At 49.5% G+C, this 26,868-nt stretch carries 23 protein-coding genes, 3 tRNA genes and 1 pseudogene; 13 read left to right on the top strand and 14 right to left on the bottom strand.

The genetic code is table 11. The features are described from left to right. Positions 1-107 precede the first annotated feature (107 nt). The 6 genes and pseudogenes from O3661_RS09140 to O3661_RS09115 all read left to right on the top strand — a co-directional run. Positions 108-1,460, top strand: a complete 1,353-nt coding sequence (locus O3661_RS09140; protein ID WP_371493165.1) for an SLC45 family MFS transporter — start codon at positions 108-110, stop codon at positions 1,458-1,460. 74 nt (positions 1,461-1,534) lie between these two features. Continuing rightward, positions 1,535-3,793 (top strand): glycoside hydrolase family 65 protein, encoded by a 2,259-nt coding sequence (locus tag O3661_RS09135; RefSeq protein ID WP_371493163.1) that lies wholly within the window; start codon positions 1,535-1,537, stop codon positions 3,791-3,793. Positions 3,794-3,805: 12 nt separating this feature from the next. Continuing rightward, positions 3,806-4,471, top strand: coding sequence for a beta-phosphoglucomutase (gene pgmB, locus O3661_RS09130; RefSeq protein WP_371493162.1), 666 nt, complete (start codon positions 3,806-3,808; stop codon positions 4,469-4,471). A 206-nt stretch (positions 4,472-4,677) separates the two neighbouring features. Then, positions 4,678-4,941 carry a hypothetical protein gene (locus O3661_RS09125; RefSeq protein ID WP_371493160.1) on the top strand — a complete coding sequence of 88 codons (264 nt, stop codon included), beginning with the start codon at positions 4,678-4,680 and terminating at the stop codon, positions 4,939-4,941. Positions 4,942-5,027: 86 nt separating this feature from the next. Further along, positions 5,028-6,068: an ACR3 family arsenite efflux transporter gene (arsB, locus tag O3661_RS09120; RefSeq protein ID WP_101130384.1), complete on the top strand. Its 1,041-nt coding sequence runs from the start codon at positions 5,028-5,030 to the stop codon at positions 6,066-6,068. A 63-nt stretch (positions 6,069-6,131) separates the two neighbouring features. Further along, positions 6,132-6,239: pseudogene (locus O3661_RS09115) on the top strand (glycosyl hydrolase family 65 protein); the annotation flags it as partial. Positions 6,240-6,339: 100 nt separating this feature from the next. Here O3661_RS09115 and murI read toward each other — a convergent pair. Beyond that, positions 6,340-7,149, bottom strand: a complete 810-nt coding sequence (gene murI, locus O3661_RS09110; protein WP_003747483.1) for a glutamate racemase — start codon at positions 7,147-7,149, stop codon at positions 6,340-6,342. A 61-nt stretch (positions 7,150-7,210) separates the two neighbouring features. After that, entirely contained in the window at positions 7,211-8,440 is a 1,230-nt protein-coding gene (locus O3661_RS09105) for a multidrug effflux MFS transporter (protein WP_371493159.1), read from the bottom strand. A 241-nt stretch (positions 8,441-8,681) separates the two neighbouring features. Between O3661_RS09105 and O3661_RS09100 the strand changes: the two genes are divergently transcribed. Continuing rightward, complete coding sequence (locus O3661_RS09100) at positions 8,682-10,211, top strand: helicase HerA-like domain-containing protein (protein WP_371493157.1); 1,530 nt, start codon at positions 8,682-8,684, stop codon at positions 10,209-10,211. A 67-nt stretch (positions 10,212-10,278) separates the two neighbouring features. Here O3661_RS09100 and O3661_RS09095 read toward each other — a convergent pair whose 3' ends face one another. The 3 genes from O3661_RS09095 to O3661_RS09085 form a co-directional block, all read right to left on the bottom strand. Beyond that, entirely contained in the window at positions 10,279-11,634 is a 1,356-nt protein-coding gene (locus tag O3661_RS09095; protein ID WP_371493156.1) for a PFL family protein, read from the bottom strand. Positions 11,635-11,649: 15 nt separating this feature from the next. Then, a complete protein-coding gene (locus O3661_RS09090) occupies positions 11,650-11,922 on the bottom strand; it encodes an ACT domain-containing protein (protein WP_003680574.1) in 273 nt (90 codons plus the stop codon). 106 nt (positions 11,923-12,028) lie between these two features. Then, a complete protein-coding gene (locus O3661_RS09085; protein WP_371493154.1) occupies positions 12,029-13,174 on the bottom strand; it encodes a polyamine ABC transporter substrate-binding protein in 1,146 nt (381 codons plus the stop codon). Positions 13,175-13,502: 328 nt separating this feature from the next. Between O3661_RS09085 and O3661_RS09080 the strand changes: the two genes are divergently transcribed. After that, positions 13,503-14,039, top strand: coding sequence for an RNA pyrophosphohydrolase (locus O3661_RS09080; RefSeq protein WP_049336237.1), 537 nt, complete (start codon positions 13,503-13,505; stop codon positions 14,037-14,039). Positions 14,040-14,107: 68 nt separating this feature from the next. Beyond that, the gene (gene parE, locus O3661_RS09075) at positions 14,108-16,093 is read left to right on the top strand and encodes a DNA topoisomerase IV subunit B (protein ID WP_371493152.1); all 1,986 of its coding nucleotides are present in this window, start codon (positions 14,108-14,110) and stop codon (positions 16,091-16,093) included. A gap of 185 nt (positions 16,094-16,278) precedes the next feature. On the opposite strand, the gene O3661_RS09070 is transcribed toward parE, so the two are convergent. From O3661_RS09070 to O3661_RS09055, 4 genes are all read right to left on the bottom strand, one after another. Then, positions 16,279-16,355, bottom strand: a tRNA-Asp gene (locus O3661_RS09070). Between the two features lie 32 nt (positions 16,356-16,387). Beyond that, positions 16,388-16,463 (bottom strand) — tRNA-Val (locus O3661_RS09065). 125 nt (positions 16,464-16,588) lie between these two features. Further along, positions 16,589-17,182: a GTP cyclohydrolase II gene (gene ribA / locus O3661_RS09060; protein WP_070843162.1), complete on the bottom strand. Its 594-nt coding sequence runs from the start codon at positions 17,180-17,182 to the stop codon at positions 16,589-16,591. Further along, on the bottom strand, positions 17,175-17,840 hold the full coding sequence (locus O3661_RS09055; protein ID WP_371493150.1) for a hypothetical protein: 666 nt from the start codon (positions 17,838-17,840) through the stop codon (positions 17,175-17,177). Before O3661_RS09055 ends, ribA begins: the two co-directional genes overlap by 8 nt. A gap of 161 nt (positions 17,841-18,001) precedes the next feature. Here O3661_RS09055 and O3661_RS09050 point away from each other — a divergent pair. Both O3661_RS09050 and O3661_RS09045 read left to right on the top strand, forming a co-directional pair. Next, positions 18,002-18,086 (top strand) — tRNA-Leu (locus O3661_RS09050). A 163-nt stretch (positions 18,087-18,249) separates the two neighbouring features. After that, positions 18,250-19,590 carry a DUF2868 domain-containing protein gene (locus tag O3661_RS09045; protein ID WP_371493148.1) on the top strand — a complete coding sequence of 447 codons (1,341 nt, stop codon included), beginning with the start codon at positions 18,250-18,252 and terminating at the stop codon, positions 19,588-19,590. 73 nt (positions 19,591-19,663) lie between these two features. Here O3661_RS09045 and O3661_RS09040 read toward each other — a convergent pair whose 3' ends face one another. The 3 genes from O3661_RS09040 to grpE all read right to left on the bottom strand — a co-directional run bounded on the left by O3661_RS09040 (position 19,664) and on the right by grpE (position 22,939). Continuing rightward, positions 19,664-19,882: a hypothetical protein gene (locus tag O3661_RS09040; RefSeq protein ID WP_371493147.1), complete on the bottom strand. Its 219-nt coding sequence runs from the start codon at positions 19,880-19,882 to the stop codon at positions 19,664-19,666. 267 nt (positions 19,883-20,149) lie between these two features. Next, positions 20,150-22,078, bottom strand: a complete 1,929-nt coding sequence (gene dnaK / locus O3661_RS09035) for a molecular chaperone DnaK (RefSeq protein WP_254324618.1) — start codon at positions 22,076-22,078, stop codon at positions 20,150-20,152. 300 nt (positions 22,079-22,378) lie between these two features. Beyond that, on the bottom strand, positions 22,379-22,939 hold the full coding sequence (gene grpE / locus O3661_RS09030; protein WP_371493146.1) for a nucleotide exchange factor GrpE: 561 nt from the start codon (positions 22,937-22,939) through the stop codon (positions 22,379-22,381). Positions 22,940-23,089: 150 nt separating this feature from the next. On the opposite strand from grpE, the gene cysE reads away from it, so the two are divergent. Beyond that, positions 23,090-23,908: a serine O-acetyltransferase gene (gene cysE, locus O3661_RS09025; protein ID WP_371493144.1), complete on the top strand. Its 819-nt coding sequence runs from the start codon at positions 23,090-23,092 to the stop codon at positions 23,906-23,908. 73 nt (positions 23,909-23,981) lie between these two features. On the opposite strand, the gene O3661_RS09020 is transcribed toward cysE, so the two are convergent. Next, positions 23,982-24,572: a tyrosine-protein phosphatase gene (locus O3661_RS09020; RefSeq protein ID WP_371493143.1), complete on the bottom strand. Its 591-nt coding sequence runs from the start codon at positions 24,570-24,572 to the stop codon at positions 23,982-23,984. 125 nt (positions 24,573-24,697) lie between these two features. On the opposite strand from O3661_RS09020, the gene mnmC reads away from it, so the two are divergent. Continuing rightward, positions 24,698-26,308 (top strand): FAD-dependent 5-carboxymethylaminomethyl-2-thiouridine(34) oxidoreductase MnmC, encoded by a 1,611-nt coding sequence (mnmC, locus tag O3661_RS09015; protein ID WP_371493142.1) that lies wholly within the window; start codon positions 24,698-24,700, stop codon positions 26,306-26,308. Positions 26,309-26,460: 152 nt separating this feature from the next. Here mnmC and O3661_RS09010 read toward each other — a convergent pair. Further along, positions 26,461-26,868 (bottom strand): transposase (locus O3661_RS09010; RefSeq protein WP_371493140.1); only part of this gene is annotated, 408 nt, incomplete at its 5' end.

The following is a 26,868-nucleotide window of genomic DNA, read 5'->3' as shown; positions in this document are numbered from 1 at the left end:
TATATCCTTGAAAGTACGTACACAAAATAATAACAACAGAGAACACCACACCAAGGAACCTTTCAGATTTCTCAATAAAAATACTTTTCAAAAAAAGGATTTACCTCATGTCGGAAAATACGCAAAAAACAGCAAAACAAGGTTTGCCATCACTGGCAAAAAGTACGATTTGGATGCTGAGCTTCGGCTATCTCGGCGTTCAGACGGCCTTTACCCTGCAAAGCTCGCAAATGAGCCGAATTTTTCAAACTTTAGGCGCTGACCCGCACAATTTGGGTTGGTTTTTCATTCTACCCCCATTAGCCGGTATGCTGGTTCAGCCGATTGTGGGCTACTACTCAGACCGTACCTGGATGCCGCGCTTGGGCGGCCGTCGTCTACCCTATCTGCTTTACGGTACGCTGATTGCGGTTATCGTCATGATTCTGATGCCGAACTCGGGCAGCTTCGGTTTTGGCTACGCTTCTTTGGCGGCTTTGTCGTTTGGCGCGCTGATGATTGCGCTGTTGGACGTATCCTCCAATATGGCAATGCAGCCGTTTAAAATGATGGTCGGCGACATGGTCAACGAGGAGCAGAAAAGCTACGCCTACGGCATTCAAAGTTTCTTGGCGAATACGGGCGCGGTTGTGGCGGCGATTCTGCCGTTTGTGTTTGCGTATATCGGTTTGGCGAACACGGCCGAAAAAGGCGTCGTGCCGCAGACCGTGGTCGTAGCATTCTATGTGGGCGCAGCCTTACTGATTATTACCAGTGCGTTCACCATCTTCAAAGTCAAAGAATATGATCCGGAAACCTACGCCCGCTACCACGGCATCGATGTCGCCGCGAATCAGGAAAAAGCCAACTGGTTCGAACTTTTGAAAACTGCGCCGAAAGCGTTTTGGACGGTTACTTTGGTACAATTCTTCTGCTGGTTTGCCTTCCAATATATGTGGACTTACTCGGCAGGCGCGATTGCAGAAAACGTTTGGCAGACAACCGATGCCTCCTCCGTAGGCTACCAAGAAGCAGGCAACTGGTACGGCGTTTTGGCGGCGGTACAATCCATTGCTGCCGTTATCTGCTCGTTTATTCTGGCAAAAGTACCGAATAAATACCATAAAGTCGGTTATTTCGGTTGCTTGGCTTTGGGTGCGCTCGGTTTCTTCTCCGTTTTCTTCATCAGCAATCAATACGCGTTGGTGTTGTCTTATACCTTAATCGGCATCGCGTGGGCAGGCATCATTACCTATCCTTTGACGATTGTAACCAATGCCCTCTCCGGCAAGCACATGGGTACTTATTTGGGTCTGTTTAACGGCTCTATCTGTATGCCTCAAATCGTCGCCTCCCTGCTGAGCTTTATCCTCTTCCCTATGCTGGGCAGCCATCAGGCAACCATGTTCTTGGTTGCAGGCGCGGTCTTGCTGCTGGGAGCCTTCTCAGTATGTCTGATTAAAGAGACCCACGGCGAATAATCCATCAATACCATCGGCAAAGGCCATCTGAAACCTTTGCCGAACTTACAATTTTAATAACAGGAGCTTCATAAATGTACACAAGAATCATGGAAATCAGCCCTTGGACGCTGCGTTCGGCAAAACTGGAAAAAGAACACAAACGGCTGCAAGAGAGCCTGACCAGCTTGGGCAACGGCTATATGGGTATGCGCGGCAGCTTTGAGGAAACCTACTCCGCCGACAGCCACTTGGGCACCTACATCGCCGGCGTGTGGTTCCCCGACAAAACCCGCGTCGGCTGGTGGAAAAACGGCTACCCCAAATATTTTGGCAAAGCCATCAACGCGCTCAATTTCAGTAAAGTCAAAATCTTTGTCGACGGTCAGGAAGTGGACTTGGCGAAAAACGATGTTGCCAGCTTCTCCGTCGAACTCGATATGCAGCACGGCGTATTGCGCCGCTCGTTCACCGTATTCGGCGTGCGTTTCGATGTGTGCAAATTCCTGTCCGTCGCGCAAAAAGAGCTGGCTCTCATCCGCTGGGAAGCCATATCCGTTGACGGCAAAACCCACCAAGTCCGCATCGATTCCATTATCGACGCCGACGTGAAAAACGAAGACTCCAACTACGAAGAAAAATTCTGGCAGGTATTGGATAAAAGCGTTTCAGACGGCCTCTCCTATATTGCCACCCAAACCGTCGCCAACCCTTTCGACGTGGAACAATTCATCGTCAACGCCGAGCAAACCTTCGCCGGCAGCTTCAAAGCCCTAGGCGGCAGCCAAACCGATTGGCAGGTCTCTAATTCTTTTGAGGCCGAAGTCGGCGGTACGCCCGAAACCTTTGAAAAACGTGTGATTGTTACCACCAGCCGCGATTATCAGGGCTTGGAAGCAGTGAAAGCCGCAGGTCGCGCCTTGTCGGAAAAAGTCGCAGGCGTTGCGTTTGAAACCTTGTTAGATGCACACAAAGCAGGCTGGCTGCACCGTTGGGAAATCGCCGACGTGGTCATCGAAGGCAGCGACGAAGCGCAGCAGGGCATCCGCTTCAACCTGTTCCAACTGTTCTCCACCTACTACGGCGAAGACGCGCGTCTGAACATCGGCCCGAAAGGCTTTACCGGCGAAAAATACGGCGGCGCGACCTATTGGGATACCGAAGCCTACGCCGTACCGCTCTACCTCGCACTGGCTGAACCCGAAGTTACCCGCAACCTGCTGCAATACCGCCACAACCAACTGCCGCAGGCGCAACACAACGCGCGCGAACAGGGCTTGGCGGGTGCACTCTATCCGATGGTGACGTTTACCGGCATCGAGTGCCACAACGAATGGGAAATCACCTTCGAGGAAATCCACCGCAACGGCGCGATTCCTTACGCCATCTACAACTACACCAACTACACCGGCGACGAAAGCTATCTTGCCAAAGAAGGCTTGGAAGTCTTGGTCGAAGTGTCCCGCTTCTGGGCAGACCGTGTCCACTTCTCCAAACGCAACGGCAAATACATGATTCACGGCGTAACCGGCCCGAACGAATACGAAAACAACATCAACAACAACTGGTACACCAATACCCTCGCCGCATGGGTATTGGACTACACCCGCGAAGCCTTGGCGAAATACCCGCGTCCGGATTTGAACGTGAGTGCCGCCGAGTTGGAAAAATGGGCAGACATCAGCGTGAATATGTACCGTCCTCATGATGAAGAACTCGGCGTATTCGTGCAACACGACGGCTTCCTCGACAAAGACATCCGCCCCGTGTCCGCGCTTTCGTCTGACGATTTGCCGCTCAACCAGAAATGGTCGTGGGACAAAATCCTGCGTTCGCCCTTCATCAAACAGGCGGACGTATTGCAAGGCATCTACTTCTTCGGCGACCGTTTCAATATCGACGAAAAACGCCGCAACTTCGACTTCTACGAACCGATGACCGTGCATGAAAGCTCGTTGTCACCTTGTATCCACTCCATCCTCGCTGCCGAACTGGGCAAAGAAGAAAAAGCCGTGGAAATGTACCAGCGCACCGCCCGCCTGGACTTGGACAACTACAACAACGACACCGAAGACGGCCTGCACATCACCTCCATGACTGGCTCGTGGCTCGCCATCGTCCAAGGTTTCGCCCAAATGAAAACTTGGGGCGGCAAACTCAGCTTTGCACCGTTCCTGCCGAGTGCGTGGACAGGCTACGCCTTCCACATCAACTACCGCGGCCGTCTGATTAAAGTCGCCGTCGGCAAAGAAAACGTCGTCTTTACCCTGCTCAAAGGCGAGCCGCTCGATTTGCAGGTGTACGGCAAAGACATCACGCTCAACGGCAGCCACACTGTCGCGTTGGAAAAATAAGGAAGGTGCAAAATGACTTTCACCGCAGTGCTCTTTGATCTCGACGGCGTCATTACCGACACCGCCGAATACCACTACCGCGCATGGAAAAAGCTCGCCGCAGAACTGGGCATCAGCATCGACCGCAAGTTTAACGAGCAGCTCAAAGGCGTATCGCGCGACGATTCGCTCAAACGCATCCTCGCGCACGGCGGCAAAACCGTCAGCGAAGTCGAGTTCGCCGAACTGACCCGCCGTAAAAACGACAACTACGTCGAGATGATTCAGGCAGTCAAACCCGAAGACGTATACCCCGGCATTTTGCCCCTGCTGGAAACATTGAAAGCAAACGGCAAAAAAATCGCCCTCGCGTCCGCCAGTAAAAACGGCCCGTTCCTGCTCGAACGCATGGGGCTGACCCACTTCTTCGACGCCATTGCCGACCCTGCCGCCGTCGCACATTCCAAACCCGCCCCCGACATCTTCCTTGCAGCAGCCGAGGGTGTAGACGCGGATATCCGCCACTGCATCGGCATCGAAGACGCCGCCGCCGGCGTCGCCGCCATCAAAGCCGCCGGCGCCTTGCCCATCGGCGTGGGCAAAGCCGAAGATTTGGGCAGCGACATCGCGCTGGTGTCCGGCACCGCCGAGCTGACCTACGCCTACTTGCAAAACGTGTGGGAACAGTCGGGCAGATAAAATCCTAAGGAAGTAAAAAGGTCGTCTGAAAACCAGAATTTTGGTTTTCTGACGACCTTTCTCATTGGAAAAATATTTCTAGCGTTTCAAAGCCAGCGTCAATACGCCCGCCGTAACCAGCTCCAGCCCTATTCATTCCTGCGTACTGGGGCGTTCGTCCAGAAAGACCACTGCCATCAGCACCGAAGACGGTCTGCACATTGCTCGTGGAAAAAGCAGACGATGAAATAGTGGTGATTTATACTGCTTCTACGGGTTATACCTTGTTGTTAGACTCAACTTTAAGTTATCATCAAGAAGTTAAAAGAACACAAGGGCAGATACCTGAATCTGTAAAAAACTTGTTACTTAGATTAAAGGAAGAGGAAACAGAAGTATTAATCGTTAGCTTGGTGGAGGCTACCCCATTTTATGAGGCATATCGATTAGAAGAAGATCTAACAAGGGCATCAATTCATACAAATTGGTAGATTGTTAATTCATCCTTGTATAAAGCAAATCCTAGTAACAAGATATTATCTGCTAAAGCAAATGAAGAATTTAAGTAGATTTAGAAATGAAGAAAATAAATGGAATTGGTTTTTTTGAGAAAAACCTGACTTTTTGGGTGTTAATTTGTATGGCAATAGGCATATTTATTGGGAAATATTTTCCTTCTATTCCAGATAGGTTAGGAAAATTTGAGTTCTACAACGTGTCTATACCAACAACAATTTTACTTTGGATAATGATTTATCCAATGATGTTGAAAATTGATTTTAAGAGTATAAAAGACATAGGAAAAAATCCTAAAGGTCTATTTATTACATGGTTTGTAAATTGGATCATTAAGCCACTCACCATGTATTTAATCGCATTCTTATTTTTCTTTGTTATTTATAAAGGATTTATTAATAAGGAATTGGCATCAGAATATTTAGCCGGGGCGGTTTTACTCGGAGCTGCACCATGTACCGCAATGGTATTTGTATGGAGCAAGTTAACAAGAGGTGATAGTGCTTATACCTTAGTACAGGTAGCTAGTAACGACTTAATTATTTTGATTGCATATATACCAATTGTGAGCTTCTTATTAAAGATTGGAAATATAAATATTCCATGGGGAACACTTTTATTATCCATTGTATTATTTATTGTTGTTCCTCTTATTTTAAGCATGGCAACTAGAAGTATAATCATTAAACACAAAGGGGAGGACTACCTAAATAAAACTTTTATCCCTGCATTTGATAAATACACTATGATGGGATTATTGTTGACGCTGATTATAATATTTTCATTTCAAGGACAGAAGATATTGGATCAGCCACTAAATATTATCCTCATTGCAATTCCTTTGATAATTCAAACTTTGTTTATATTTGCAATAACATTTTTCATGGCATATTTAGCAAAGCTACCATATTCAATTGCAGCTCCATGTGGCATGATTGGTGCATCTAATTTTTTCGAGCTGTCCGTTGCAGTTTCTATATCTCTATTTGGGCTATTATCAGGAGCTACGCTAACAACTGTCGTAGGTGTTCTGGTTGAGGTTCCTGTTATGCTAGCCTTAGTGAGGTTTGCCAATTTTATGGAAAATAAATTTAATCATTGAATATGTACTGAATCCGTGAAGTTAAAAATCTAACTTTCACGAAAATGCCTACAATACCGTGGCTTAACTTCTATGACCGGCTCGTGGCTCGCTATCATCCAAGGTTTCGCCCAAATGAAAACTTGGGGCGGCAAACTCAGCTTTGCACCGTTCCTGCCGAGTGCGTGGACAGACAACGTGTGAGAACAGTCAGGCAGATAAAATACTCAGGAAGTAGAAAGGCCGTCTGAAAACCTGAATCAGGTTTTCAGACGGCCTTTAATATTTCCAATTAACCCAACGTTACCATCTCAATCTGTTCCATACTTCTACCCAAGAAGCGTTCGCCGATGGTGCGGAAGCGCAGTGGGATGTCGCTGACGTAGAAGCGGTAATCCGGGTTGTCGTTTTCTGTATTCAGCAAACCTGCTTGCGCCAAGGCTTTGGCGGTGGCTTCGGCGGTGGTGATGGCGGAATCGACCAAGGTGACGTTTTGCGCTTCGCGGCCGATAAGTGGTTTGAGCAGTGGGAAGTGGGTACAACCCAACACCAGCGTGTCGATGTCGTCTGCCAAAAGCGGCTTCAAGTATTCGCGTACGGTCAGACGTGTAACTTCGTGATCGAGCCAGCCCTCTTCCACCAATGGCACAAGCAGGGGCGCGGCTTGCGTGCGCACCAGTGTGTCGTTGTTTTGCGAATGGATAGCGCGCGCGTAGGCATTACTGTTGACGGTGGTATTGGTCGCGATAATGCCGATTCGGTTGTTTTTAGTGGTTTGCAAAGCAGCTTCCGCACCGGCGGAAATGACGTCCAATACAGGCATATTGCCTGCTTTTTGGCGGATTTTTTGTCCGGCAACGGCAGCGATGGTGTTGCACGCGATAACGAGTGCTTTGACATCGTTTTCCAGCAGGAAATCGACAATCTGCATGGCGAAAGTTTCGATGGTGGCGCGGGATTTGGTGCCGTAGGGAACGCGTGCGGTATCGCCGAAATAGATGATGTTTTCCATCGGCAGGCGTTCCATCAGGGCGCGGACATTGGTCAAGCCGCCGACGCCGGAATCGAATACGCCGATGGGGCGTTGTTTGCTGGTACTCATGGTTAATTTCTTCAATATAAAGTTGAGGCCGTCTGAAACCGTTTTTCAGACGGCCTGAAGGTTAAACATATTCTTTTTTATCGTTTTCTACCCAAGCCTGATGCGAGCAAATCCACAACAGCACGATACCGCATATAGTCGAACTCAACATCATACCGGCCATTACCAAGGCAGAACCATTATGCAGCCAAGTCGTTGCCATGCCAACCGATGCGCCGATGAGGGATTGGAACACGCCTAAAACCGCATTTGCGCTGCCGCCCTCTGCACTGAAATAGCTCATAAAGCAGGCTTGAGTGTTCGCTCCGACCAAGCCTTGCGTACCGACTGAAAACATCACGCACAGCACCAAAGCCCACAAAGGCGGCAAAGACAGCGACAACACCAAAACCACCATCAGCAGATTGGCGGCAAATTGGACGATAATGCCCCATTTGAGGATGTTTTGCGGATGCGTACCGGTTTTCAAACGCCATGCGGTAACGCGGTTAAACGACATCATGGTAATGATATTGAGCGCAAATATCCAAGCGTATTGGTTTGGTGAAACATGATACAGGTGTTGGTACACGAACGACGATTCGGTCAAAAAAGCAAACATCGAACCGAAACTGAAAGCTTGGAAAAACAAATAGCCCATCGCGGCGCGCGTTCTCAAAACACGTTTAAACCTGCCGGCCACCACGCCGAACACGTCCATGCTGATTTTGCCTTTTTGGTGCGGCTTGGGCAGGAAATACCACATCAAACCCCAAAGCAGCAGCGAATAGCAGGCCAGAAAACCGAAAATCATGCGCCAGCCGCCTAAATTCTGCAAACCTGCACCAATCATTGGCGCCATCAGCGGCACAATCATCAGAATGATGCCGATTAAGGCAAACATCTGCGCGGCTTTGCGTCCGGAATAATAATCGCGCACCATCGCGCCGGAAATCACCACGGTCATCCCCGCGCCAAACGCCTGCAAGGCACGCAAGTTCAGCAGCTGCTCGACATTATTCACCATCGTCAAACCGATAACGGCGGCAAAGTAAATGCTCAAGCCCACCAAGGCGACAGGTTTGCGGCCTTTAATATCCGAAATCGAACCGCCGACCACCTGACCAAACGCCACGCCAAACATAAAAAAGCTCAGGCTTTGCTCAATACGGTGGATGTCCGAACCCAGCGACTTCGCCATTTCGGGAATCGCAGGCAGATAAGCATCGACAGAAAACGGCATCAGCGCGACCAACATCGCCATCAGCACGGCCATGGTTTTTTCGCCCAAAGGGGCTTGTTGTGCAGTCATTCCGACTTTCGCTTTCGTAAAAAATATTCAAAAAACAAAGAAAACAACCGCCTTGTCAGACGGTTGCGTATTAGATGGAATTATAGCAGATTTCAACCTTGTCCAATCACTGCAAAAAAACCTTTGCAAAACTTAAGGCCGTCTGAAACTTCGCTTGGTTGAATCCCCTCGCCGCAAACGTTAAAATGCTTGTTTTTTAAGACAACAAATTGTTTCACATCACGGATTCTAAGGAATAATCATGACTACATTTCAAATTGCGCGTGCCGATGGGAAAACGCTCGAAATCCAAGGCAAAATGGCCAACCGCCACGGCTTGATTGCCGGTGCGACCGGTACGGGTAAAACCGTTACCCTGCGCCGCATGGCGGAAGCCTTCAGCAGCGAAGGCATCCCTGTATTCTTGGTCGATGTCAAAGGAGATTTGTCGGGCATCGCGCAAGCCGGTGCCAACAGCGGCAAAGTGGGCGAACGCATCGCCGAGTTTGATTTGGGCGAGCAATGGCTTCAAAATTTTCCCGTGCGCTTTTGGGATGTTTACGGCGAAACCGGTATTCCCGTACGCGTAACCGTTTCAGAAATGGGCCCTATGCTTTTGGCCCGCCTGATGAATCTGAACGACACGCAAGAAGGTTTGCTCAACCTCGTATTCAAAGTTGCCGATGACAGAGGCTGGCACATTCTGGACTTGAAAGACCTGCGCAGCATGTTGAAACACGTTTCCGACCATGCTTCGGAATACCGCACGCAATACGGCAACGTTTCTGCCGCCAGTATCGGCGCGATTCAACGCCAACTGCTGACTTTGGAAAACGAAGGCGCAGAAAAATTCTTCGGCGAACCTTCCCTCAACCTGCAAGACTGGATGCAAACCGACAACGGCAAAGGCATCATCAACATCCTCAACTCCGAAAAACTGATGCGCTCGCCGCGTATGTACAGCGCGTTTTTGCTGTGGATGCTGGCGGAGTTGTTTGAAACCCTGCCCGAAGTCGGCGATTTGGACAAACCAAAATTTGTGATGTTCTTCGACGAAGCACATTTGATGTTCGACAATGCCGCCAATGCGTTGGTCGAACAAATCGAACAAGTTGTGCGCCTGATTCGTTCCAAAGGCGTGGGCGTATATTTTGTTACCCAAAACCCACTCGACTTGCCCGATACCATTCTCGGCCAACTGGGTAACCGTGTACAACACGCCCTACGCGCCTTCACACCGCGCGACCAAAAAGCAGTCAAAGCCGCTGCCGAAACCTTCCGCAGCAACCCAAATATCAAAGTTGCTGAAGCGATTGCCGAACTCGGCGTCGGCGAAGCCCTCGTTTCCTTCCTTGATGAAAAAGGTATGCCCGAGCAGGTAGAACGCGCCCTCATACTGCCGCCGCAATCTTCCTTAACCCCGCTTACCGCAGAGGAACGCAACCGCCTGTTCCAAAACGACGATTTATATCCAACCTATAAAGACATGGTGGACAACTACTCCGCTTTTGAAGCATTGGCCGAAGCAGACAGCCAGGCTGCCGCTGAAAAAGAAGCCGCAAATGCCGCCAAAGAGCAGGAAAAAGCGCAAAAAACCGCAGAAAAAGAGGCTGCCAATGCCGATCCCGGCATCCTCGGCGGACTGATCGGCGGTTTGAGCGGCGGACGCAAAAAATCCGGCCAAGGTCTGGGCTACAACGTTGCCGACGCCATCGGCAGCCAAATCAACCGCCAAGTAACCAACGCCATTTCCCGCAGCGTAATGGGCATTATTAAAAATATGTTCAAATAATCAGCCTGCAAATATAAAAGGCCGTCTGAAAATCAATTTCAGACGGCCTTTTTATTCATCAATCCAATCAGTTTTTCATCGATTGAACCGGCGCCGGGATTCTGCCACCGCGATTAACGAACACTTCGCATGAGCCTTCTTTGACCGGCATTACAGGCGCGTAGCCCAACAGGCCGCCGAACTCGACGCTGTCGCCGACGGTCTTGCCGGTTACCGGAATAATGCGCACGGCAGTGGTTTTGCTGTTGATCATGCCGATGGCGGCTTCGTCGGCGATGATGCCAGAAATGGTATGAGCAGGCGTATCGCCGGGAACGGCAATCATGTCCAAACCAACGGAGCAGACAGCGGTCATGGCTTCGAGTTTGTCCAATGTCAGCACACCGGCTTCGGCAGCGGCAATCATGCCCTCGTCTTCCGAAACAGGGATAAATGCGCCGCTCAAACCGCCGACCGCGCTGGAAGCCATCATGCCGCCTTTTTTCACGGCATCATTCAGCAAGGCCAAAGCCGCTGTCGTGCCGTGCGTACCGCAGACGCTCAAGCCCATTTCTTCAAGAATGCGCGCCACCGAATCGCCAACAGCAGGAGTTGGTGCCAATGACAAGTCGAGAATACCGAATGGGATATTCAGCATTTTTGAGGCTTCGCGGCCGATGAGTTCGCCCACGCGGGTAATTTTGAAAGCAGTTTTCTTCACTACTTCCGCAACTTTGGTCAATGTCGTTGCATCTGAATTTTCCAACGCGGCTTTTACGACACCCGGGCCGGATACGCCGACATTGATAACGGCATCCGCTTCGCCCGAACCGTGAAACGCGCCCGCCATAAACGGGTTGTCTTCCACCGCGTTACAGAACACGACAATTTTGGCGCAGCCGAAACCTTCGGGCGTGATTTCAGCCGTGCGTTTGATGGTTTCGCCTGCCAGCTTGACCGCATCCATATTGATACCGGCACGCGTACTACCGATATTGATGGAGCTACATACGATATCGGTGGTTTTCATCGCTTCGGGAATGGAACGGATCAACACCTCATCCGAAGGCGACATGCCTTTTTGCACCAGCGCAGAAAAGCCGCCGATAAAGGACACGCCGATGGCTTTGGCAGCCTTATCCAAAGTTTGCGCCACGCTGACATAGGAATCGGCATGGGTGGCCGCGGCGATTTGGGCAATCGGCGTAACGGAAATGCGCTGATTCACAATCGGCACGCCGTATTTGGCAGACAGATATTTTGCCGTTGCCACCAAGTCCTTGCCGACAGTGGTGATTTTGTTGTAAATATTTTGGTTCAACACATTAATATCGCTGCTGATGCAGTCGTGCAAATCAATGCCGATGGTAATGGTGCGCACGTCAAAATTCTGGTCGGCCACCATTTTGACGGTTTCTAAAATCTCGCCGGATTGAATACTCATGACTCTCCCTCCGACTTAAATACGGTGCATGGCTTGGAAAATTTCTTCGTTTTGCATACGGATATCAAGCGCGAGTTTTTTGCTCTCTTCCGCAAACAAATCCAAAACCTCTTGACGCGATTTGGTACATTTTGAAGTGTCCACCAAAATAATCATGGTAAAAAAATCGTCCATCAGCTGTTGGCTGATGTTGAGAATATTGATTTGGTTTTCCGCTAAAATTTTGGAAACGTCGTACACAATGCCCACACGGTCTTTGCCGATGACGGTGATGACTGAATTGTTCATAACGCTGTTTCTCCTCATAGGATATTTGAAAAGTGTTGACAATTATAACACTCAGGCCGTCTGAAAACTGTTTCAGACGGCCTGAGTATTCAAATTTCAATGTTCATTATCGCCCTGCTTTCAAAGCCTGCCATAGGCGAACGCTGAGTTTGCTCGCATCGGTTGACTTAGGGGAGACGATGAAGCTTTTTTCCATCAATTCTTTACTTGGGAAAATCGATTCGTCAGAGGTGTATTTTTCATCCATCAAATCACGCGCCGGACGGCTGGCCGGAGCATAAGTCACATAGTTGCCGTTTTTGGCCGCTGTTTCTGGATTGAGCGTGTGATTGATGTATTTGTGTGCATTGGCCACATTTTGCGCATCACGCGGAATCATCAGCGAATCCACCCAAATACCGACGCCGCTTTTCGGCACCAATACTTCGACTTCGACGCCGTTTCCGGCTTCTTTGGCACGGGTTTTGGCAATATTGAGGTCGCCGCCGTAGCCTACCGATACGCAAAGATTACCAGCCGCCATATCGTCGATATAGCCCGACGAAGTAAAGCGTTTGATGTCGGGACGCACTTTTTTCATCATTTCAACAGCAGCTTTGATGTCGTCAGGGTTTTCGCTGTTCGGATCTTTGCCCAAATAATGCAAAGCCAAAGGAATCTGCTCAATGGCGCTGTCGAAATAACTGATGCCGCAGGATTTCAGTTTTTGGGTGTATTCAGGATTGAACACCAAATCCCATTCGTTTTCAGGCAACTTGTCCGTACCCAAAGCCTTTTGAACCTGCTGTTTGTTAATCGCCAGTGTATTGATGCCCCAGAAATAAGGGACGGCATATTCGTTGCCCGGATCGACGGCTTCCATCATTTTCAACAAATCGGGATCGATATTGGCGTAATCGGGAATTTGCGATTTATCGATTTTTTGATACGCTCCGGCTTTAATCTGACGGCCGACATTGGCAATAGACGGCGCAACCAGGTCATAACCCGACTTGCCGGTCAGCAGCTTGGCTTCCAGTGCTTCGTTGCTATCGTAGTAATCGTAGCGGACATTGATATTCGTATTTTTTTCAAACGCAGACAGCGTGGCCGGATCGACATAATCCGACCAGTTGTAGATATTGAGTTTATCCGTTTGAGAGGAAGAAGTTTGAGTTTGAGATGCGGAAGATTCTGCGGCGGTTTCTTTTCCACCGCTACACGCAGTCAAGACGAGGCTCACGATTGCCGCCGCCATCAAAGATTTTTTCATGGTTTCAGACCTTTTGTTCGGGGGGTAAAAATATTGCAGCGGTGGCAGATGCCACTTACAAAAGGGAAACTGTGGGGGCGGCCGGCATGTGTCCTTTGCCCTTGATTCAGCAAGGTTTGCATTAAACGGCAAAAAGCTTTTGAATGCAAGACCTTAAAGCAGAAAAAAATTTCATTTTTCAGACGGCCTGAAGCTATGGTTTTATTCATAAACAACATTTTTTCAGAAACAGTTTCATGCCGTCTGGAAAAAACTGTGGGCTTATTCAGACGGCCTCAAGATTTGTCAAAACCGCCCAATTTGTGGGAAAATTGCACGATTGAATTTAATGAAGGGCGACCCCGTGTTAGACAGAGAAGGCTATCGCCCCAATGTCGGTATTATCCTGATTAACGAACGTAACGAAGTCTTTTGGGGCAAACGCGTACGCGAACATTCATGGCAGTTTCCGCAAGGCGGCATCAAGCCGGGCGAAAGTCCTGAGACCGCCATGTACCGCGAATTGTACGAAGAAGTCGGCCTGTTGCCGCAACACATCAAAATCGTTGGCCGTACGCGCGACTGGTTGCGTTATGACGTGCCCAGCCACTGGGTGCGGCGCGAATGGCGCGGTTCGTATCGCGGACAAAAACAGATTTGGTATCTTTTGCGTTTGGTCGGCCGCGACAGCGACGTCAACCTCCGCGCCTGCCACCATCCTGAGTTTGACGGCTGGCGCTGGCACCAATACTGGGCGCCGGTTGACGAAGTCATCGATTTCAAGCGCGGCGTGTATTTGGACGCGTTGACCGAACTCTCCCGTTTCTTGCGCGGTATAGAAAGCTATGAAGACTTTATCCGTCGCAATCCAATAGAAAACCTATAACCCAAACGCTTTCAGGCCGTCTGAAAGCGTTGTTTTTCATCCTTTCAGACGGCCTTTACATTATTCCTATGGCTAAAAACAATCAATACAGCGAATCCAGCATTACCGTCCTCAAAGGCTTGGAGCCGGTCAAAGAACGTCCCGGCATGTACACCCGTACCGACAGCCCGACCCATATCTGTCAGGAAGTGATTGATAACGCGGCGGACGAGGCGTTGGGTGGTTTCGCGACTGAAATTGACGTGCAAATTCATGAAGACGGTTCGCTTTCCGTGCGTGATAACGGCCGCGGCATTCCCGTCGGCCTACACCCTGAAGAAGGCGTACCCGTAGTCGAACTCGTATTCACCCGTCTGCACGCAGGCGGCAAGTTCAACAAAAAAGACGGCGGCAGCGCCTATGCCTTTTCAGGCGGTCTGCACGGTGTCGGCGTATCTGTTACTAACGCCCTTTCCACCCGCCTTGAAGTAACGGTCAAACGCGAAGGCAAAGTCCACCGCATCGTCTTTTCCGGTGGCGACGTCATTGAGCCATTGACTGAAGTGGGCAAATGCGCCATCAAAGACAGCGGCACCGAAGTGCGCGTGTGGCCGGACGGCAAATATTTTGAAAGCCCGAATTACAGCATTCCCGAACTTGAACGCCTGCTGCGCGCCAAAGCCGTATTACTGCCCGGCGTGCGCGTTTCCCTGACCCGTCCAGTTAAAGGCGAAAACGAAGCATACACCCAAACTTGGCACTATCCAGACGGCTTGAAAAGCTATCTGACCGACCTTATTGCCGACGCGCAAGAAGCCGTGCCTATCTTCTCTTGTGAAAACTACATTTCAGACGGCCACAACGGCGATTTCAGCATTGGAGAAGGCGCCGCCTTTGCCCTGACTTGGCTGGAAGAAGGCTCATGCGCCAACGAAAGCTATGTCAACCTGATTCCCACCCCTTTGGGCGGCACGCACGAAGCAGGCTTGAAACAAGCCGTGTTCAACGCCGTCAACAACTTCATCAATCTGCATAACCTCTTGCCGCGCGGCGTGAAAGTGCAAAGCGACGACGTGTTCGGCAAAACCGCCTTCGTCCTCTCCGCCCGTGTCCTCGACCCACAGTTCCAAGGTCAGACCAAAGACAAACTGACCAACCGCGACGCGTTGAAACTCGTTGCCGCCGTATCGGGTGACCCTTTGGAATTGTGGCTAAACCAAAACGTGGACTACGGCAAAAAAATCGCCGAACTCGCTATCCGTCAGGCACAGGCACGGATGCGTTCGGTTAAAAAGATTGAAAAGAAAAAAGGCAGCGGCGTCGCTGTCCTGCCCGGTAAGCTGACCGACTGCGAAAGTGAAGACATCCGCGAAAACGAACTCTTCCTCGTCGAAGGCGATTCCGCCGGCGGCTCAGCCAAACTTGCCCGCGACAAAGCCACACAGGCCATCCTGCCCCTGCGCGGCAAAGTGCTTAATAGCTTTGAAGTCCACCCCGACCAACTCTTCGGCAACGCCGAAATCCACGACATTTCCGTCGCCATCGGCGTCGATCCACATGGAATCAACGATAATCCCGACTTAAGCGGCCTGCGCTACGGCAAAATCGCTATCCTGTCCGATGCCGACGTGGACGGCTCGCATATTCAGGTTTTGCTGTTGACCCTGTTCTACCGCCACTTCCCGAAACTGGTCGCCGACGGACACATCTACGTCGCTCAGCCACCACTGTTCCGCGTCGATGTCAACGCACAAGGCAAAAGCAAACCCGCCCGCAAATTCTACGCCCTCGACCAAAACGAACTCGACAGCATCTTGGAGCGGCTGCAAAAAGAAGGCGTCAAAGAAATCGCCTATTCCATCAGCCGCTTCAAAGGCTTGGGCGAGATGAACCCCGACCAGCTCAAAGATACCACCATGCACCCCGACACCCGCCGTCTGTTGCAGGTACAAATTCCAGAAGGTGCAGATGACGAAACACGCGACATCTTCGTCAAACTGATGGGCAAAGGCGAAGCCGCCGCCCGCCGCGCATGGATGGAAAAAGAAGGCGATACGGCAGAATTGGATATTTAATCCATTGTTTCAATAGACTAAAGGCCGTCTGAAATTTTAAAAGTTTCAGACGGCCTTTTTAAATCATAAGAAATTAAGGTTAAACAGTATTTCAATACCCTGTACTTACCTGTTCCTATTTTCGCAGCTGATGTGTCTTTAAGACAAATAAAAAAGCACTGATATAATCAGTGCTTTTTAAATAATGGCGCGGCGGACGGGGCTCGAACCCGCGACCCCCGGCGTGACAGGCCGGTACTCTAACCAACTGAGCTACCACCGCGCATCCACTGTCAAAGACAATGAAAGGAAACTTGGTGGGTGATGACGGAGTCGAACCGCCGACATTCTGCTTGTAAGGCAGACGCTCTACCAACTGAGCTAATCACCCGATAAGCCGACATTAAATCAAAAAATCAGGCCATGCGCAAGGTTTTTATTTAAATAAAAATATATCCCATTGAAAGAATATAGAATATTTTATTTAACCGCAAAAATTACCGATATACCGTTCTATCAATCGAAAATCAAATGCCCCAATTTATCCGCTTTAGTATGCAGATAACGTTCATTTTCCACATTTTCGCCGACATGCAATGCAATCCGTTCGACCACATTGATGCCGGAATCTTTCAACGTTTGGATTTTTTCAGGATTATTGGTCAACAATTTGACTTCACGAATATGAAGATAATCATAAATCTGCTTAGCCAAAGTGAAATCGCGCGCATCAACAGGAAGGCCGAGTGCAACATTGGCCTCAACCGTATCCAAGCCCTGATCTTGCAGACGATACGCACGGATTTTGTTTATCAAACCAATGCCCCTGCCTTCTTGGCGCAAATATACGATAACGCCACGCCCTTCTTTCTGAACGGCCTGCATCGCCGCTTGAAGCTGAGGGCCGCAATCACATTTCACCGAAAATAAAGCATCGCCGGTCAAGCACTCGGAATGAATACGCGACAACACAGGCAGGCCGTCTGAAACATCGCCCATCGTCAATGCGACATGTTCCTGACCGCTCTCTTCTTCAAAGCCGTGCATGGTAAATTCGCCCCATTCCGTAGGCAAACGGCATGACGCGACAAACTTCAACGCGTTACTCATTTTCCGCTTCCTCGCTTTCAGCCACACCCAACAGATTTTTCAAAGAATCCGACAGAGCCAAAGCAAGGGCAATCCAAGCCACCAATACTTCGTCAGGCGCGCCGTCTTTGATATCAAACTCAGCATGCACTACACCCAAAACTGCACCGCTGGGCATACAGACAGGAACAGAAATCTGGCTCAAACCGGGATGATTGCGTTCGGCCGACAATTCACCAATTTCCTGCCAATACGCCACATTCTGACAAACATTCATCCAACCGCTTTGCGCCGTACGCACAGCCAAAAAAGCCTGTCCGGCCTGCTCGTCGATTGGAATCACATTTTCCAACGGCACGCCCCAACGGCTCAGACGGACCAGCGACAACGCACCATCTTTCGGAAACGCAGTATAAACGGCTGCGCTTTTCAAATGCTCGGTGCGCTCGGCAACCGAATCCAAAGCCATAAAAATCTGTTTCAGCAACCATTCATGTTCGGCATCGACATAATCCGCCAACTGCCAACCATTTTCAGACGGCCACAAAATCGAACGCTCAACCGAAGCATTGCCCATTTTAATCACAGCCTGGGCAGTCAAATAAGCAACATGTATCTCATCCGCAGGCAGCTTCAAACCTTGCGTCTGCAAAAAATCTTTAATTAATAAAGCAGGCATCTGCCCTTCCTCACCAATAGTAAAGTTGAGGCCGTCTGAAAACAAACCCTGCTTTCAGACGGCCGGAATAAATCATTATATAAGGGATAAACCGAAAAATTCAAGCAAACAAGACTTTGCGCCCCCATTAATCTTGTGTATAATCCACGATTCAAATTAGTGCGGACGTGGCGAAATTGGTAGACGCACCAGATTTAGGTTCTGGCGCCGAGAGGTGTGAGAGTTCGAGTCTCTCCGTCCGCACCACACTCAAAATAAGCAGCTTTCGGGCTGCTTATTTTACATCTATTCCACTATATACCCTATTCAAAATCAAAACCGCTTTTAATTTTTTGACCTTTGCAAAAAAGGGGTTTATTTGAGGGTATAACAGACGTTTCCACTTTATTTTTCAGACGGCCTATCATTTATGTTGAATCCATCGCAAAAACTTGTCGAATTAGTCCGTATCCTTGAAGAACGTGCCTATATTTTTCCGGGAGATCCAGTGCAGGCGACGGAAGCGTTGCGACATATTAATGGTGGCAACGAGGAAAAACTGATACGCCGTGCCCAAATTATCGACCGCGACCAGCATTTGAAATATGTGTTGCAACAGGTGGAGACAGGCTCGTTTTGGCTTTGGATTGTTGCAGCGACATTGTTGTTTACGGTCGGTTTTTCCAGCACTTATCTTTTGATGGACAATCAGGGGCTGAACTTTTTTCTGGTATTGGCCGGGATTTTGGGCATGAATACGGTCATGCTGCTGGTGTGGCTGGCGACTTTATTCCTGCATTTGAAAAATGTGCACTTTATCAGCAGTCCGGCAACTTGGTTCCGAGGCAAAGACCCGGTCAATCAGGCAATTTTGCGGCTTTATGTAGATGAATGGCGCAAACCGCAAACACGTTGGCTGATTGGGGCAACTTCACACGGCCTGTGGCTTTGCACGCTGTCGGGAATGTTGGTTTCTGTTTTGCTGCTGCTTTTGGTGCGTCAATATACGTTCAACTGGGAAAGTACGCTTTTAAGCAATACGGCATTGGTGAAAACGGTTGAGGCTTTGTCATGGCTGCCGGAACGTTTGGGCTTTCCTGTTCCCGACAGTCAGGCTGTGATTGCAGGCCGTCTGAACAATCATATCGAAGATGCTCGCGCTTGGGCGGGCTTACTCATCGGCAGCATTATCTGCTATGGCATTCTGCCGCGCTTGCTTGCTTGGCTGGCTTGTAAGATTACTTTAAAAACCCTTCGCGAACGTTTGGATTTGAATCAGCCCTACTATCAAAACATCCTCCGCACATGGCAAACGAAGATTGTCGATGCCGATGATTTTCAGGAAAACATCGTTCCCGTTTCATCTAAAATTACGCTGAATAATGCGCCCAAATGGGCTGTTACACTGGAAACGGAATGGCCTGAGCCGCTTTGGTTTTCCGGCGTTTTGGCGCAAGAGTGGATAGACAAAGGCGTGGCCGCCGGCAGAAAAGATTTGGAACAATTAGAAGCCGAATTGAAACAAACTCCGGCGCAACTTCTCATCGGCGTACGCACGCAAACTGTTCCCGATCGCGGCATTTTGCGTCAAATCAGCCGTTTGGCCGAAGCTACGGACGGCGGCGTTATCATTCAGCTTTTGAATCAAGACAGTTTCTCTGAAGATTTGGATACCAAACTGGATTATTGGCGCGATGCGCTGGCAGAAAGAAACATTGCCTGGCTGGAGCCGACCCGTTTGGCACAAGAAAAACGGCAAAGCGCTATTTGACAGATAAACCGAAGGCCGTCTGAAACCTAATGTTTGGGTTTCAGACGGCCTTATTTATTGTTGAGGATTCATCTTAATGATGGTCGTGGCGATGCTCTTGATGATGTTTGGGCTTATCTGCGTGGTGTTTGGCTTTAGGTGCAGGTTTTTTCATTGTTTGCGGTTTGGCTTTTTTATACATACGTTCTTGTTTCGGATGCTTTTCGTGTTTACCGTGTGCAGAAGCGACTGGAGCCAATACCAAGCCGACAGCTGCAACCATCAAAGAGGTCATTTGAATCAGTTTTTTCATATTTATCTTCTTTCAAGGGATTGATTTGAGGTAAAAATAAAAATTCATTCGCACTCAAGCGATGGACAAATATTAATGGCTTTGACTGTCAGCTGCTGTCAGCATTCGGCGAAATCTGTTCAAAATTCGGCAATAGAAGTATGGCGACACGATGATGTAGCATGGTTTTGAAAGTTTACCATCAATTTTAACAAAGCGTCTTTACACATTTCCCAAACGACAAAAAGCGCGAACCTTTCGATTCGCGCTTTTTTCAGACGGCATCAATTATTTTTTGTCGTCTTTTACTTCTTCAAAGTCGGCATCTACAACGTCGTCGTCTTTCTTAGCAGAAGACTCGGCTTGTGCGCCCTCGCCTGCTTGTGCTTCGGCTTGCGCTTGAGCGTAAACCATTTCGCCCAATTTTTGGCTGGCTGCGCCCAAAGCCTCGGCTTTGGCATCGATAGCGGCTTTGTCGTCGCCTTTAACTGCTTCTTCAGCTTCTTTCAACGCAGCTTCGATTTTTTCTTTCTCAGCAGCGTCAAGTTTATCGCCGTAGTCAGTCAGAGATTTTTTCACAGAGTGAATCAGGGCTTCAGCTTGGTTGCGGGAAGCGACCAATTCAGTCAGTTTTTTATCCTCTTCAGCATTGGCTTCGGCATCTTTTACCATGCGTTCGATTTCTTCTTCGCTCAAACCTGAAGAACCTTGGATGGTAATATTGGCTGCTTTACCAGTACCTTTGTCTTTGGCAGAAACGTGCAAGATACCGTTGGCGTCGATGTCGAAAGTAACTTCAATTTGCGGCATACCGCGTGGTGCAGGTGCGATGTCGGTCAAGTTGAACTGACCCAAAGATTTGTTGGCAGAAGCGCGTTCGCGTTCGCCTTGCAGTACATGGATGGTTACTGCGCTTTGGTTGTCTTCGGCAGTAGAGAACACTTGAGACGCTTTAGTCGGAATAGTAGTGTTCTTTTGAATCAGCTTGGTCATCACGCCGCCCATGGTTTCGATACCCAAAGACAGAGGCGTTACGTCCAACAGCAATACGTCGCTACGGCCGCCGCTCAATACTTCGCCTTGAATCGCTGCACCTACGGCAACAGCTTCATCAGGGTTCACGTCTTTACGAGGCTCTTTACCAAAGAAGGCTTTAACGGCTTCTTGTACTTTCGGCATACGGCTTTGACCACCAACCAAAATCACGTCGTCGATGTCGCTGGTGCTCAAGCCGGCATCTTTCAATGCGATTTTGCAAGGCTCGATAGAACGTTGGATCAAGTCTTCAACCAGGCTTTCAAATTTGGCACGGGTAATTTTCATGGCCAAGTGTTTAGGACCGGTTGCGTCCATAGTGATGTATGGCAAGTTGATTTCAGTTTGCTGACCGCTGGACAATTCGATTTTGGCTTTTTCAGCAGCTTCTTTCAGACGTTGCAGAGCCATTACGTCTTGTTTCAAATCAATGCCTTGTTCTTTTTTGAACTCGTCAATGATGTAGTCGATCAAGCGTTGGTCGAAGTCTTCACCACCCAAGAAGGTATCGCCGTTGGTAGCCAATACTTCGAATTGTTTGTCGCCGTCGAGGTTGGCAATTTCGATGATGGAAATATCGAAAGTACCGCCACCCAAGTCATATACGGCTACTTTGCGGTCTTTGTTGTCGCCTTTGTCCATACCGAATGCCAAAGCGGCTGCGGTTGGTTCGTTGATGATACGTTTTACTTCCAAACCTGCGATACGGCCTGCGTCTTTAGTCGCTTGACGTTGGCTGTCGTTGAAGTATGCAGGCACGGTAATCACAGCTTCAGTGACTTTCTCGCCCAAGTAAGCTTCAGCGGCTTCTTTCATTTTACGCAAAACTTCTGCGGAAATTTGAGGAGGAGACAGCTCTTTACCTTGCGCTTTCACCCATGCGTCGCCGTTGCTGGCTTTGATAATTTCGAAAGGCATAGATTCGATGTCGCGTTGAACTTCTTTGTCTTCAAATTTGTGGCCGATCAAACGTTTGGCGGCGTAAATAGTGTTTTTAGCGTTGGTTACCGCTTGGCGTTTGGCAGGCGCACCGACGAGGATTTCGCCGCCGTCCAAATAAGCGATAACTGAAGGAGTGGTGCGTGCACCTTCTGCATTTTCGATCACTTTGGTTTGACCATTTTCAGAAATGGCCAAACAAGAGTTGGTTGTACCTAAGTCAATACCGATTACTTTTGCCATATTATGTTGCTCCTAATAAACTTTTCTAAATTAATATTCCTGTGGAACATTTCGTTCCGATGGCTTGTAAATAAGGTTGCTTCATTTTTTTTCAAGGCTTAATTTGAATTTTTTTTTAAATTAAATTCAAATACTTGATTTATTTATCCACAAGCCGTTTATTCTTTTTCCAGACGGCCGGTTTTAATTTTCCGATTCCGGTTTATCGGAATGATTCTCCAATAGCGGAACATCGGGCTTTGAAACCGGATAAGGCCGTCTGAAGATTTTATGCTTGATAAACTTTATCAAGCGGTGCCTTCAATCTTCTTTTTTCGCCACGACAACCATCGCAGGACGCAGTACGCGGTCGGCCAATGTATAGCCTTTTTTCATCACGCTGACGATGGTATTCGGCTCTTGCTCGCTGACGACTGCCTGCATCGCTTGATGTTGGTGCGGATCGAGTTTATCGCCCGGCTGCGGGTTGATTTCTTTAATGTGTGTGGCATCAAATGCTTTTTGCAGCTCGTTCAAAGTCATTTGCACGCCCATTTTCAGGGCATCGAAATTACCGCTTTGGTCGAGCAGCGCCATTTCAAGATAGTCTTTAACCGGCAACATTTCGGCCGCAAATTTTTGTCCAGCGAATTTATGTGTATCGGCAATCTCTTGCTGATGGCGGCGGCGCAGGTTTTGCTCGTTTGCCAAACCGCGCAGCTCGCTGTCTTTGAGCTGGCTTTCCAACTCGGCAATACGCGCCTGCAGATCTTCGTAAGTCGGTTCTGCTTGTTCAGTTTCAACGGTTTCGGCAGTTTCTACGGCTGCCGCTTCTTCTGCTTCGTGTTGATGTTGTTCGTTATGCTCCGTCATTTCTGACATCCTTTTAGCGTGTTGATATTCGATGTTTCATATATAAGGCCGTCTGAAAAAACTTCAAGCATTTGAATACCGATTATCAAATGCCTTGTTAAAAGACGTTGGAAAACGGTAAGATAGCCATCTGATTTTATTCTTCAGACGGCCTCGAATATGAAAAAAGACCATTTGAATTCAACCGATTTTAATCTGTGGCACACAATCCGCGAAGAAACCGAAGCTGCCGCCGCGACCGAACCGATGCTGGCAAGCTTCCTGCACCAAACCGTGTTACGCCACGATTCGCTCGATTCGGTACTTGCCTACCATCTTTCCAGCAAACTCGGCAGCCCGATTATGGATGTGCGCGCGCTGTTTGAAATTTATCAGCAGGCTTTGAGCGTGGACACCCGTATCAGCAAATGTGTCGAGGCCGACTTAAAAGCCATTTACGAGCGCGACCCGGCTTGTGATGAATATTCGCTGCCGCTGTTGTATTTCAAAGGTTTCCACGCCGTACAGGCACACCGCATCAACCACTGGCTCTATCAAAACGGCCGTAAAACGCTGGCGTATTTCCTGCAAAACCGCATGTCGGAAGTCTTCGGCGTCGATATCCACCCAGCTGCCCGTTTCGGTCATGGTTTGATGCTCGACCATGCCACCGGTTTTGTTGCTGGTGAAACCGCTGTCTTGGGCAACAATATTTCCATCCTCCACGGCGTAACGCTGGGCGGCTCGGGCAAAGAAAGCGGCGACCGCCACCCGAAAATCGGCGACGGCGTGATGATTGGTGCGAACGCTTCGATATTGGGCAACATCCGCATCGGCAAAAATGCCAAAATCGGCGCAGGCAGCGTGGTGGTTGCCGACGTACCGTCTTCGATTACCGTCGTCGGCGTACCGGCCAAACCTGTCGGCCGCTCTTCCAAAACTCCGTCTGCCGATATGGATCAAAGCATTCAATTATCATCTACGGATTTTGTGATTTAAGCAATCTGCCATTGAAAAGGCCGTCTGAAAGATTTGTTCTTTCAGACGGCCTTTTATCATTTAAATCTTGGTGTTAACCGCGTTTACGCAAGGCTTCTAAATGCGTTTTAACCTGCTTGACTTTCTCTTCGGTAAATAGGTTGGCAATGTTTTTCCAAATGCTGTGATAACCGTAAGGCCCGTGTTGCATTTCGGCTTTTGCTTCTTCCACCGGCCAGCCTTGATAAATGATACGGTACATTCCGGCAATCAAACCGGTACGGTCTGCGCCGTGATAACAATGGATAAGTACTGCGCCATTTTGCTGTTGTTTTTCAATCAGGTATAGGATTTCCGCAATCTCTTTCGGCTTAATGCTCCATGACAGTAACGGACGGTTTAGCAAGGTCAAACCATACTCTTTCAAATGGTCGTCATCGTTGCGGTCGAAAAAGCGCAAGTTGATCACGCTTTGAATGCCCAGTTTGACGATGGCTTCGCCATCTTCGGCAACAGGCTGCTCGCTGCGGTAAAGCTTGTCGTCGATGCGATAAAGGTTGGCATCGTGTTTGACGGGCGTTGCCCAGCGTTCGGACTGAACGGCTTTGCTGCCGTTATCCGGCGACGCGGACGAGCAAGCGATGGGCAAGCCGGAAGCGAGAAGGCACAATAAAAGACGGCGCATAAAATTCCTGTATGAAAATCAATTGAAAATCAAAATATCATACGATTCTATCAAAACCCGTTCGGATATTCTATCCGCGCAAACCGCGTTACAATAAAGCCTCTTTTTTCAGACGGCCTTTCATCATGACCTGCCTTGCTTGGAACACCACGCCTTCCCTTGCCAACCTTTGCCACGCGATCGAACAACATACCGCGCCGCTTTATTTGGTTGTCTGCCTGCCTGAAAACCATATTCCCGATTTTCCATTATCGAATCATCCCTCCGAGCTTGAAGGCCGTCTGAACAACCGTCTCGTTCAAGCCATGAAATGCCTTCAGTTCAACAGCGTCAATGTTTTGGAAAACCTATTGCCTGACGTGCACCTTTGGCTGGTTCCGCCACACCGCGCCGACCGCTTACACGAACATTTCCATCATATCGAATGGCAAACCGAAGCCATACCCCAATCCGCCCCCATTCCTCTAAAACCTTGGTTCAGACGGCCTGAACATCAAGCTGCGCCCGAACACGTCCTGATTATCGGCGCAGGCATTGCCGGCGCAGCAACCGCACGCAAACTGGCGGAACACGGCGTACGCGTTACCGTTTTAGAGGCCGGAAAAGCAGCGCAGGCAGGCAGCGGCAACCGCCAAGGCTTGCTCTACGCCAAAATCTCGCCACACGATACCGAACAAACCGAGCTGCTGCTGACAGGCTACGGCTACACGCGCCGATTACTGGAGGACTTGCTACCCGATTCCGACGTATGGGGCGGCGACGGCGTATTACATTTAAACTTTGACGACAGCGAACGCAAACGCAATCAGGCCTTGGGTTTGCAACACCAGCATAAGCACCTTTACCGCAGCGTATCCGCCGAAGAGGCTGCGTCCATCGCAGGCATAGACGTATTTTCAGACGGCCTTTACTGGCAGCAAGGCGTATGGCTGAATCCGCCCGCCGTCGTGCATGCCTTATTGAACCATCCGCTGATCGAGTTACACGAACACTCGCCGCTGACCGCCGTATCGCATGACGGCGCACAATGGATAGCACACACGCCAAACGCGCATTTCAACGCCAGCCATATCGTTTACTGCATGGGCGCGCACAGCCCTACTGCCGCCGACACCAACGTCTCCGCCCTGCCTTTCCGCCAAATCCGCGGCCAAACCGGCGTTGTGTCCGCCAGCCCGTTTTCACAAAAACTGCGTTGCGCCATTTCCGGCGAAAGCTACATCAGTCCAAGCTGGCAAGGCCGCCACTGCTACGGCGCGACATTTGTGCTCAACAGCAACGATGAAACTTGGTATCCGCACGAAGAAACCGAAAACCGCGCCGCCTTGCAACAGCTCAATCCGCCATTGGCACAATCCCTATTTGAGCAAGATTCGTTTTCAGACGGCCTTCAAGACACACAAGGCCATGCCGCCCTACGTTGCGACAGCCTCGACCACTTGCCCGTTGTCGGCGCACTCGGCGACATCGCCGCCATGCAGTCCGCCTACGCCAAGCTGGCATTGGACAAAAACTACCGCCTCGACAGTATCCCCTGCCCTTACCTGCCCAATGCCTACATCAATACGGCACACGGCACACGCGGCCTGGCGACAGCCCCCATCTGTGCCGCCGCCATTGCGGCCGAAATACTCGGTTTGCCGCATCCGCTATCGCAAAGGCTGAGAACCGCACTACACCCCAATCGCGCCATTATCCGCGCGATTGTTCGGCAGCAGCCGTTGTTATCCGTTTAAAGATTGAGACCTTTGCAAAAAAGCCTTCCCTCAACAACCGAAACCCCACACACAGGTTTTCAGCTGTTTTCGCCACAAATCACTCCTAATTTTACCCAAATACCCCCTTAATCCTCCCCGTATACCTGATAATCAGGCATCCGGGCCGCCTTTTAGGCGGCAACAGACACACTTAGCCTGTTAGCCGCTTTCAACAGGTTCAAACACATCACCTTCAGATGGCTTTGTGCACTCACTTTGAGCAGACCAAAATAGGCTGCCCGGGCATAGCGGAATTTACGGTGCAGCGTACCGAAGCTTTGTTCGACCACATAACGGGTTTTCGACAAATATCGGTTGCGTTTGGTTTGCGCTTCCGACAGCGGACGGTTGCGGTGGGCTTTGCGCATAATGCCGTCCAGCAACTGATGCTCTTCCAGATGTTGCCGGTTTTCCTTGCTGTCATAGCCTTTATCGGCATAGACGGTCGTGCCTTTGGGTAGTCCTTCCAACAAAGGCGACAGGTGTTTGCATTCATGGGCATTGGCGGGGGTAATGTGCAGTTTCTCGATATAGCCTTC

This window comes from Neisseria sp. 20925_1_37 (assembly GCF_041433255.1).
Taxonomy (GTDB): domain Bacteria; phylum Pseudomonadota; class Gammaproteobacteria; order Burkholderiales; family Neisseriaceae; genus Neisseria; species Neisseria flavescens_D.
This window is presented reverse-complemented; position numbering and strand designations above follow the sequence as displayed.

What these genes read in the sequence shown, in the direction of transcription:
- O3661_RS09140 (WP_371493165.1), top strand. Translation starts at nt 108, where the DNA reads ATGTCGGAAAATACGCAAAAAACAGCAAAACAAGGTTTGCCATCACTG.
- O3661_RS09135 (WP_371493163.1), top strand. Translation starts at nt 1,535, where the DNA reads ATGTACACAAGAATCATGGAAATCAGCCCTTGGACGCTGCGTTCGGCA.
- pgmB (WP_371493162.1), top strand. Translation starts at nt 3,806, where the DNA reads ATGACTTTCACCGCAGTGCTCTTTGATCTCGACGGCGTCATTACCGAC.
- arsB (WP_101130384.1), top strand. Translation starts at nt 5,028, where the DNA reads ATGAAGAAAATAAATGGAATTGGTTTTTTTGAGAAAAACCTGACTTTT.
- murI (WP_003747483.1), bottom strand. Translation starts at nt 7,149, where the DNA reads ATGAGTACCAGCAAACAACGCCCCATCGGCGTATTCGATTCCGGCGTC.
- O3661_RS09105 (WP_371493159.1), bottom strand. Translation starts at nt 8,440, where the DNA reads ATGACTGCACAACAAGCCCCTTTGGGCGAAAAAACCATGGCCGTGCTG.
- O3661_RS09100 (WP_371493157.1), top strand. Translation starts at nt 8,682, where the DNA reads ATGACTACATTTCAAATTGCGCGTGCCGATGGGAAAACGCTCGAAATC.
- O3661_RS09095 (WP_371493156.1), bottom strand. Translation starts at nt 11,634, where the DNA reads ATGAGTATTCAATCCGGCGAGATTTTAGAAACCGTCAAAATGGTGGCC.
- O3661_RS09090 (WP_003680574.1), bottom strand. Translation starts at nt 11,922, where the DNA reads ATGAACAATTCAGTCATCACCGTCATCGGCAAAGACCGTGTGGGCATT.
- O3661_RS09085 (WP_371493154.1), bottom strand. Translation starts at nt 13,174, where the DNA reads ATGAAAAAATCTTTGATGGCGGCGGCAATCGTGAGCCTCGTCTTGACT.
- O3661_RS09080 (WP_049336237.1), top strand. Translation starts at nt 13,503, where the DNA reads ATGAAGGGCGACCCCGTGTTAGACAGAGAAGGCTATCGCCCCAATGTC.
- parE (WP_371493152.1), top strand. Translation starts at nt 14,108, where the DNA reads ATGGCTAAAAACAATCAATACAGCGAATCCAGCATTACCGTCCTCAAA.
- ribA (WP_070843162.1), bottom strand. Translation starts at nt 17,182, where the DNA reads ATGAGTAACGCGTTGAAGTTTGTCGCGTCATGCCGTTTGCCTACGGAA.
- O3661_RS09055 (WP_371493150.1), bottom strand. Translation starts at nt 17,840, where the DNA reads ATGCCTGCTTTATTAATTAAAGATTTTTTGCAGACGCAAGGTTTGAAG.
- O3661_RS09045 (WP_371493148.1), top strand. Translation starts at nt 18,250, where the DNA reads ATGTTGAATCCATCGCAAAAACTTGTCGAATTAGTCCGTATCCTTGAA.
- O3661_RS09040 (WP_371493147.1), bottom strand. Translation starts at nt 19,882, where the DNA reads ATGAAAAAACTGATTCAAATGACCTCTTTGATGGTTGCAGCTGTCGGC.
- dnaK (WP_254324618.1), bottom strand. Translation starts at nt 22,078, where the DNA reads ATGGCAAAAGTAATCGGTATTGACTTAGGTACAACCAACTCTTGTTTG.
- grpE (WP_371493146.1), bottom strand. Translation starts at nt 22,939, where the DNA reads ATGTCAGAAATGACGGAGCATAACGAACAACATCAACACGAAGCAGAA.
- cysE (WP_371493144.1), top strand. Translation starts at nt 23,090, where the DNA reads ATGAAAAAAGACCATTTGAATTCAACCGATTTTAATCTGTGGCACACA.
- O3661_RS09020 (WP_371493143.1), bottom strand. Translation starts at nt 24,572, where the DNA reads ATGCGCCGTCTTTTATTGTGCCTTCTCGCTTCCGGCTTGCCCATCGCT.
- mnmC (WP_371493142.1), top strand. Translation starts at nt 24,698, where the DNA reads ATGACCTGCCTTGCTTGGAACACCACGCCTTCCCTTGCCAACCTTTGC.